The sequence below is a fragment of the Candidatus Komeilibacteria bacterium CG_4_10_14_0_2_um_filter_37_10 genome, from assembly GCA_002793075.1.
GTDB lineage: Bacteria > Patescibacteriota > Patescibacteriia > UBA1558 > UBA1558 > UM-FILTER-37-10.
This window is the reverse complement of sequence record PFPO01000054.1, coordinates 1-9,597: the sequence shown is the minus strand read 5'-3', so window position 1 is coordinate 9,597 and position 9,597 is coordinate 1. Positions and strand designations below refer to the sequence as shown.

5 protein-coding genes are annotated in these 9,597 nt (G+C 42.6%); all 5 read left to right on the top strand.

The features are described from left to right. Positions 1–1,499 (top strand): hypothetical protein (locus COX77_02915; GenBank protein ID PIZ98962.1); only part of this gene is annotated, 1,499 nt, incomplete at its 5' end. Between the two features lie 341 nt (positions 1,500–1,840). After that, complete coding sequence (locus COX77_02910; GenBank protein ID PIZ98961.1) at positions 1,841–2,383, top strand: hypothetical protein; 543 nt, start codon at positions 1,841–1,843, stop codon at positions 2,381–2,383. A gap of 3 nt (positions 2,384–2,386) precedes the next feature. Then, positions 2,387–8,050 carry a hypothetical protein gene (locus COX77_02905; GenBank protein PIZ98960.1) on the top strand — a complete coding sequence of 1,888 codons (5,664 nt, stop codon included), beginning with the start codon at positions 2,387–2,389 and terminating at the stop codon, positions 8,048–8,050. A 561-nt stretch (positions 8,051–8,611) separates the two neighbouring features. Beyond that, positions 8,612–9,112: a hypothetical protein gene (locus COX77_02900; protein ID PIZ98959.1), complete on the top strand. Its 501-nt coding sequence runs from the start codon at positions 8,612–8,614 to the stop codon at positions 9,110–9,112. Between the two features lie 12 nt (positions 9,113–9,124). Next, positions 9,125–9,597 (top strand): hypothetical protein (locus COX77_02895; GenBank protein ID PIZ98958.1); only part of this gene is annotated, 473 nt, incomplete at its 3' end.

Below are 9,597 nucleotides of genomic sequence, written 5' to 3'. Positions count from 1 at the left end.
CTTATGATTCACAAAGCACAGCTTTGAATTTATATCTCAATGGTAAATTGGATGGTTCCACAACATCAACAATCTATCGCGATGAAAGTTTATCGGTTGGTTGTCGTATTGGCGATTATGCTGGTGGTGGTTATAATTTTAATGGTCAAATAGATGAAGTTAAAGTGTATAATTACGCCCTAACCGCCGAGGATATCAAAAAAGATTACAATCAAGGCGCCACGACGCAAATAGGGAGTGGTGTTGAATCTGGTAGTACTGGCGCAGCGCCTGTGGCGCACTGGCGACTGGATGATAATACAGGTACTTCGGCCGTTGATTTTAGTGGTAATGGTAGTACTGGTACGCTAACCAATGGACCTACTTGGACAGTTGGTAAGATTGGACCGGCTGTGAAATTTGACGGTGATAATGATTTTATCAGTATAGGTGATACACTAGGCACACTCACTGAAGGGACGGTTTCCTTGTGGTTCAAACGTCATACATCAAAGCCGACTTATCAAATGATGTTTACTGACGGTGGTTCGCAGTTAGAAATTTGTTATAACACCGATACATTATATTTTTATGTTAATAATGTGCGCGTTGCTACCAGTTCTGCTAATAGTACTAACTGGAATCATGTAGAAGGAACTTTTAGTGAAACCGGTAATTTTCAGCGTTTATATTTGAATGGGGCTTTGGTTAATAGTTCTACCTATCCGGGCGACGCCACTGCAGCTGTTCGCTATTTAGGTAGTAGAAATGCTACTTTTCCTTTTGATGGCGTCATTGATGAGGTAAAAGTTTATAACTATGCTCGTACCACAGCGCAAGTGGCTTACGACTACAATCGTGGTGAGCCAATTGGCTATTGGGCGTTGGACGATGGATCAGGTGTGGCCACCCGAGATTTTAGTGGTAATGGCAGTTCCGGAACGCTCACCAATGCCACTTGGACTACCAGCGGTAAATATGATAATGCTGTTAGCTTTGATGGCGCTGGTGACTGCGTTAACGTTGGTGATCCCAGTAGCGGAGTACTAGATTTTGGTACTGGTGATTTCAGCACCGGCGCTTGGGTTTATTTAACCAGTGCGCCCGGTGGCTATGTTGGCGTTTTAAATAAAGGTGGTTCCGGCGCAGTTGGTTATGGTATTAATATTGGTTCCAATAGTAAAATCTATGTCATGATTCAAGCCACTGGCGGCACCAATCAAGGTTTTGCTAGTACTGCCACCTTAGCTACTGGTACCTGGTACCATATTTTAGCAACTTATGATCGTGATGATGTTATGAAATTATATATTAACGGCGTCTTGGATAAATCCAATGGTTATAGTGCTGGCAATGACGGTTCGGTTAATAATGCTTCTAATTTAACTTTTGGTACTTACTCTGATTGTGGTCAGTATTTTCTTAATGGCAAATTAGATGACGTTCGTGTTTACAACTATGCTCTGACAGCTGAGCAAGTAAAGCAAGCCATGATTCAAGGCGGTAGTGCTCGTTATTAATTTATATTAATAAGTAGTTAAGTAATTTAATTATCATACGACACAATGAAGACAAAAATGTTATAATATTGCATATTTATATATCCATAAGTAGGCGAGCGCTAGCTTCCGCCGCCCGCTGCGCCAAAGCGCTAGTGTGGCGAGGAGGCGAATCCCGCCAACGGCGGGTGAAGCAATCCAGAGCCCCAGCGCTAGCTCAAATGTCCATTACAATACACACTAACTGTCACACCGGGCATGACCCGGTGTCCAGCACACATTTTGTTGCTACTATGACTTGACGTAAAATAAAAGCAATTAGGAGCTGGTTTCTGGTTTTCACCAGAAAGACAAGACTTTATTTGTTAGCGCTAGCTTCCGCCAATGGCGGACCCGCCTTTGGCGGGCAAACCCAGCATGTCATTGCGATCCAGCCTTTCGCGAAAGGCTGGAGAAGCAATCCATTCCCCCTATTGTCGCACCAGCCACTACCCATTTGTCACTTCGACGATCCAAGCCCTTCGCGAAGGGCTGGAGAGGAGAAGTCTCTCGCGTATGCGAGAAAAGATCGTATGTTTTCCCAGACGAGCTGGGAGATTTCTCACCCTACTATCGTAGGGATTCGAAATGACTGTGCTTTGGGTGGCCAGAATAAAATCAACAACCAGCATAAACAAAAATGTTATAATAACACAAATCAGTTAATGAAACACAAACTTAACAAAAACAGAATATACTATGTCGCCAGCATCCTCACGATTGCTATTATTGTCGTTGTCGGTATCGTCTATCTAATCCGCAAACCAGAAAGTGCTGCGGCATGGCCTCTGGCCCTACGGGCCATCGGCCCGGAGGGTTCAACGACGACTTATTTTAACTTTATGTCTTATTACATTTATTGTTAAAAAATGAAAATCAAGATCAGTAAAAAGAATATTTATTATATCGCCAGTATTATTACTACAGCCGTTATTATAGTTGTTGGAATTGTTTATTTTTTCCGCAATCCTGAGTCAGCAGCAGCGTGGTTTAATGACGACTGGTACTATCGCCAGAGCGTCCCGATTACCAATGCTGGCTCAGCTCTCACTGACTACCAAATAGCCATTACCTTAGACACGGCCACGCTAATTACCGCTGGTAAAATGCAATCCGATTGCGATGATATTAGATTCACTGACGCTCAAGGCAATGTTCTACCTTACTGGATTGAGGAGAATAACCCTGGCTGTAATAGCGCCACTACCAAAATCTGGACCAAAGCATCTTCTGTCCCAGCAGGTTCTTCAACTATCTATTTATATTATGGTAACAAAAGCATTACCAGTGCCCAGGACGGTAATGATACTTTTATTTTTTTTGACGACTTCAGTGGTACTTTAAGTAAGTGGACATCTGATGGTAATTGGTCAATATCTTCTGGTCGCGCAATGCATAGCAAGACCAGCGGTACATGGGATTACATTTATGCTGATGTACCACCGGCGGTTAATTCTATTATTGAGTCCAGATTAGGCTACTTACAAAATGACGGATCAACGCACCATGAACTTGGTTTATTTATCAGAGGCACGGGCACTGGCGACAGTGCTAATATTCAAAATATTGTTAGGATAGAGGATGCTAATTTATATTATAATAATTACGCCACAACCCAAACGCCAGCAATTACCACGGCTTACAATACTTATTATAAGGAAACCTTTGTTGCCTCAGCTGGTAATATAGTAGCAAAATTGGATGATGTTACTAAGGTTACTGATACTACCGCCCACACCACAGAATCAAAAATTGGTTATCGTGCCGTACAGGCTGAAGGATATGTTGATTGGATCATGGCCCGGCAATATGCTGCTACTGAGCCGACCGTTGGCTCTTTAGGCACGGAAGAAAAAGGTACGGCCCCTATTGCTTATTGGCGTTTTGATGAAGGGAATGGAACTATTGCTGGTAACAATATTTTTCCTGGTGTTGAAGCGACTGGTGGTACCATTCAAGACATTAATGGTTATCGTATTCATACTTTTACTGGTGCGGGAACATTTACTGTCACTAAAGGCGGTAATGTTGAAGTTTTGGTAGTGGCTGGTGGTGGTGGCGGCGGATCATCAGCGGCCAGTGGTGGCGGTGGCGGTGGCGGTGGTGCTGGTGGTTTAATCTATCAGGCCACATATGCAGTTACTCAAGATCAGGCCGTACCAGTAACCGTTGGTACTGGTGGTGCCCCAGGAACAACTGGCGCTAATTTACCAGGTGTCGCTGGTGGCAATTCATCATTTGGATCAATCACAGCTACTGGCGGTGGACGTGGTGTGCAACAGCAAGCAAATGGTTTTGCCGGTGGTTCTGGTAGTGGCGGTGGTTATAATGGTTATACAACCGTCACCTATGGCGGTAGTGGTGTTGCTGGTCAAGGAAATGCTGGTGGTAACACACCACAGCTTTCTTGGGCTGGCGGCGCTGGCGGCGGTGGCGCTGGTGGACCAGGTGGCGTTAATAAAGCAAATCATGGCGGTGGTGATGGTGGTTTAGGTTTAACATATTCTATTTCTGGTAGCGCAGTAACTTATGCTAGAGGCGGTAGTGGTGGTTCAAATAATCCAGCTGCCAGTGTGGCCAATACTGGTGAGGGCGGTGATGCTGCCTATGCTCAAGCAACTGCTTATGCTGGTGCTGATGGTGTGGTGATTATCCGTTATCCTCTTGGTAATAATGGCACCTTAACGAATATGTCAGCAACGCCCTCACCAACTTCAGGTTGGCAGACAGAAGACAAATGCGTCAGTGGAAAATGTTTGGCATTTGATGGGACAGATGATTATGTTAGTAATGGAAACAGCACAGTTATTAATTTTTCTAATAATGGAACATTTACTTTTAGTGTTTGGGTTAAGCCCAATACATTAGTATCAGCTTGGCGGCGAGGCATCATTGTACAAGAGAGCTATTTAACCAGTGGCTATCGTTTTGGTTTTGTTAATGGCGGTCAACCTGTATTTTGGACAAATCAGAGCGGTGGTACACTAAGTCTTAGTTCATCCACAAATTTAGTGGCTAATCAGTGGAATCATATAGAAGTTACTTATGATAATCAGCAAGCATACATGTATTTAAACGGTGTGCAAACCGGGAGTGCTACTGGTACTTATGTCTCAGGTACTAATACTATGCAAATTGGTTATCAAGTAAATGAAAAATTTAGTGGTCTGATTGACGATGTTAAAGTTTATAACTACGCCCGGACAACTGCTCAAGTTTTACAAGATTATAATGCCGGGTTGTCTGGTATTAGCGCAGCTAGTGGCGCCAGTACCACCATGGGCGCCACCAGTCAAAAGTGGATGTCCGATAACTTAGTTGGTTACTGGAAGATGGATGAGAGTAGTTGGAATGGTACTCCTAATGAAATGGTAGACTCTAGCGGTAATGGCGGTCATGGCGTAGCTGTTAGTGGCGCCACAACTACCACTGGTAAATTTGGTAATGCTGGCAGCTTTGATGGCGTTGACGACTATGTTTCCATCTCTGATGCCAATTTAACCACTGATGACTTCACGGCTTTTACCATGAATATGTGGCTTTATGCCACCAGTGCGAACTTAGCTGACCCTTGGATCTACTGGGGCCTGGGTTACTCTTATGGCGCTGGTTGTACTGGGAGCAAAGTTGATTTTTCTACCTATGATACTTCCACCCAGCAAACATGTTCCAATACTGTTTTCCCGGTTAATTCCTGGGCCATGTTAACTATGACTTATGATAGTGTTACTGGCCTGAAGCGAATTTATATCAATGGCGTATTAGATGCCACAGAAAGCGGTGTCACTGGCACCATGGCTGCTGGCTCAGATTTATACTTTGGTGATATTTATGCTGCTAATTTTACTGGCAAGATGGATGAAGTCCGTATGTACAGTCGCGCCCTTTCCGCTGCTGAAGTTTCTAAGCTATATGAGTGGGCGCCAGGACCGCTGGCTTACTGGAAGCTGGATGATAATACGGGTACTACTGTTAATGATTCCAGTGGCAATGGCTATGCTAGCTCTACTTTTACGACACCAACTTGGACCGTTGGTAAGCGTGGTAGTGCCTTGAATTTTGATGGTAATGATATTATTGGATTTACTTATAGTGGCACCTTACCAGCCTTAACGATCGGTGTATGGATTTATCCAACAGATGTTAGTGGTTGGAAAGCAATTTTGCAAACCTCTGATACTGGCGATCGAGCTTTTTATGTTAGGGCGGGATATTTACATTTTTATAATGGGGCTGAAACTTGCAATTCATCTTTGGCAGTAGCAGCTAATCAGTGGCAGTATGCTGTTATGACCATTGATAGTAGTGATGCTGTTAAATACTATTTGAATGGTAAGCCAGCTGGTGGTTGCGCTGGGGGCGCTAGTGCCAGAGTAGCAACTTATTTTCATTTATCCGGTCGATTAACAAGTGATACGGAAAATTTTGTTGGTAAAATTGATGATGCTAAGATTTATAACTATGTTCGTACTTCCAAGCAGATTATGGAAGATATGGGTGCTGGCGTTGCCGGTCCGATGGCTTATTGGCTATTTGAAGAGGGTCAAGGTAGCTCAGTACTTGATGCGACTGGCAATGGCTTTGCCGGTACCTTGACCATTGGTGCGACTGGTACTCAGACAACAGTTACCCAAGCCAGGCAGAATGGTATTTTGGGTAAGTTTGGTAAAAGTTTAAATTTTGATGGTACCGACGACTATGTTGATTTGGGGAATGTTACAGCCCTGAACTCTTTCGCTGATTATTTTAGCGTTTCTGCCTGGGTTAAAACCAGTGTGAATAGTGGCATTCAAACCATTGCTGGTCGGGATAATGATTGGCGTTTATTAAAAAATAGTACTAGTTATGTTTTTGAACATCGCAACACCAGTCAAAATATAGTTTATTCTCAATCGGTTAATACCTCCACTGATTGGGTGCATGTTGTTGCTACTTTTAGTAAAGACGAAGGATATGCCAAACTATATTTGAATGGTAAGCTCGTTGATAGTGATGCTCAGGCTGGTACTACCAGGTCTGGTGATACTCATAATTATATTGGTTGTAACTATGCTTATCATGGTGACGGTTATTATAATGATTATTTTTTTAATGGTAAGATTGATGATCTTAAATATTATTCTTACGCTTTGACCGCTGCTGATGTTTTAAAAGATTACAATCAAGGCGGCTCCCTCAGAGCCGGTGGCAACACCGAGGCCGGGGATACTGGTAACACGCCTGTTGCCTGGTGGAAAATGGATGATAACACGGGTACTTTAGCCGTTGATTCCAGCGGCAATGGTTATACTGGTACATTAGCCAATAGCCCTACTTGGACGGCTGGAAAAAATGGTAGTGCTTTAAAATTTAATGGTACCAATCAAACAGTTTCCACTGTATCTTTGCAAAGTGCTTTGAACGGCAAGGCTGCTATGACGATGTCGGCTTGGGTTAAGCCGGTTAATATTACTACTAATAGATATTATGAAATTATGCGTCAGCAAGGCACACCGGATTTACTATTTGCCTTTCAAGAATACGGAACCATTATGTCTTTTGGTCTTTATACAGCCGTCAGTTATTCAGAGTTGGATGTACCGATTACCGCTAGTAATTACACTGACGGTAGATGGCATCACTTTGAAGCTGTTTATGATGGAGCAACTAAGAAAATGTATATTGATGGTATTTTACAAACCACAACGGAAAGTAAGACTGGTGCGATAGTTGCCTCTAGTTCAACAAATTACATTGGCTCATCTCAAGGTGTTGGTGAGTATTTTAATGGCCGAATAGACGATGTCAAAGTTTATGACTATGCTCGGACCCCAGCGCAGGTGGCTTATGACTACAATCGCGGTAAGCCAGTTGCCTATTGGGCGATGGACGAGGGTAGTGGTTCCACCATTCGTGATTTTACTGGCAATGGTAATACCGGTACCTTGACCATCGGTGCCACTGGTACGCAGACAACTACCACGCAAGCTTGGACCGCTGGTGCCAGTGGTAAGTATGGCACCAGTTTGAATTTTGATGCTAACGACGATTATTTTTCAGTTACCAGTAACTCTACAATTAATATGACAACAGATATGAGTATTAGCCTGTGGCTCAAGCGTACCTCTATTGCTGGCGCACAAACTAGGACTAATATTTTATTTAAATTAGCTACTAGCACTAATCCAATTAGACTTGGTTATTGTCTAGATATTAATAATACAACCAATAAACTTGAGGCTTGGTGGGGGATTAATACGGGTTATAATACTTCTACTTCCAATTCGGCTATCACTGATACGAATTGGCATCATATTGCAATTACCAGGTCTGGTACGCAAGTATATATGTATATTGATGGCAAGTTAGATCAAAGTAATACTTATTCTGAAAGCAGTTGGAATATTTCTAATCAAAATTTATTAATTTCAGCTAATACGTGGGATAGAAATAGTGTTAATGGTCAAATGGATGATCTGCGTATTTACAACTACGCCTTAACTGCTGAGCAAGTAAAGCAAGCCATGATTCAAGGTGGTAGTGCTCGTTATTAATTGTCTGTCACACCAGCCACTACCCATTTGTCACTCCGATCCCGCCCCCCGTCCAGCCTTTCGTGAAAAGCTGGACAAGCGAGAGGCGGGATCGGAGTCTCTCAGCTTGTCTGAGCGGTGAAAGTACTTTAATTAATAAAAACGTTTCCTACATCTACCCACGCTTGTCTTTGCCTGCCTGCCGGTAGGCAGGCGATGATTCAAGGCGCCAGCGCTCGTTATTAATTGCCTGTCATTGCGAGGAATGTAGTGACGAAGCAATCCAGAGCCCAGCGCTAGCTCAAATGCCCGATGCAATACACACTCAACTGTCACACCGGGCCAGGACCCGGTGCCCAGCTCATATTTCGCTGCTACTATGACTTAACGTAAAATAAAAACAATTTGGAGTTGGCCTCTGGTTTCCATCAGAGAGACAAGATTTTATTTGTCGGCGCTAGCTCAAACTCTGTTTGTCATTGCGATCCACCGTGCCAAAGGCGGGCGGAGAAGCAATCCATTTCCCCCAATTACCAGACACACTCCATCGTCAAAAATAATAATTTATGCTAAAATACCACTATGTCTGATATTAAACCATTTATTCGGTCCAATAATACGCAAATGGAGCAACCCCACGAGGTTAGTCGCATTTTTTTTCAAAGTAAGAAAATACTAAGCATTATTATTACTGTAATCATCTTAGCTCTGGTTGGTTATTGGTTATTTAGCAATGGCCCTACTACTAATTATTTATCCACCTTTCAAGTCAAAGAAGGTGGTTGGCAAGCAGTATTTTTGAATAATAATCAAACTTTTTTCGGCCGGGTTACTGCTATCAATCAAGAAGTCGTTGTTTTAGAAGAGATTTATTATTTACAAGGACAGCCAGCATTACAAACCGGTGAGCAACCGAAAGAAACTGATTTGTATGTCCGAAAATTGGGTAAAGAAGCACATGGGCCAGAGGACAAGATGATTATTCCTATTAGTTCCATCAGTTATTTAGAGAACTTAAGTATTGATGGTACTATTGTGCGTTCCATTCTGCGTAATAATGATAAAGAAGCACCAGCCAAATAATTTTCTATGAGCATGCGTTTTTGGTTAGCAAAAATTAAAAGTTATTGTGATAGCGAGAAGCTGGTATGGCTACTCATTTTTTTTATTGTTTTGTGGAAGTTTGGCGGTTTGTTGCAGGGCGGACTACTGCCTGGCTGGGATACTATGCCGCACTATTATGGCTTGGAGCAAATGGCCAAATTTTTAAGCGCTGGTCACTGGACCGGTTATAATATGCAATGGTTTGGCGGTTTTCCCATGTTTGATTTTTATGCGCCATTAGTACTGACTACCATTGCGTCCATTTACTTGGCTCTCTTTAAATTAGTACCATTAGTCATTATTTATCGCTTATTTATTTTTGCCTCAATATTCTTTTTTGTTTGGACTTTCCGTTTTTTTTGCTTAACCTATTTTGGCAACAAAACCAAGTACACCAGTTTTATTTTGGCTTTGGCTTTTTTGTTTTATCCAAAATTACTGGCTAACTATGGTTTAGGAGCGGC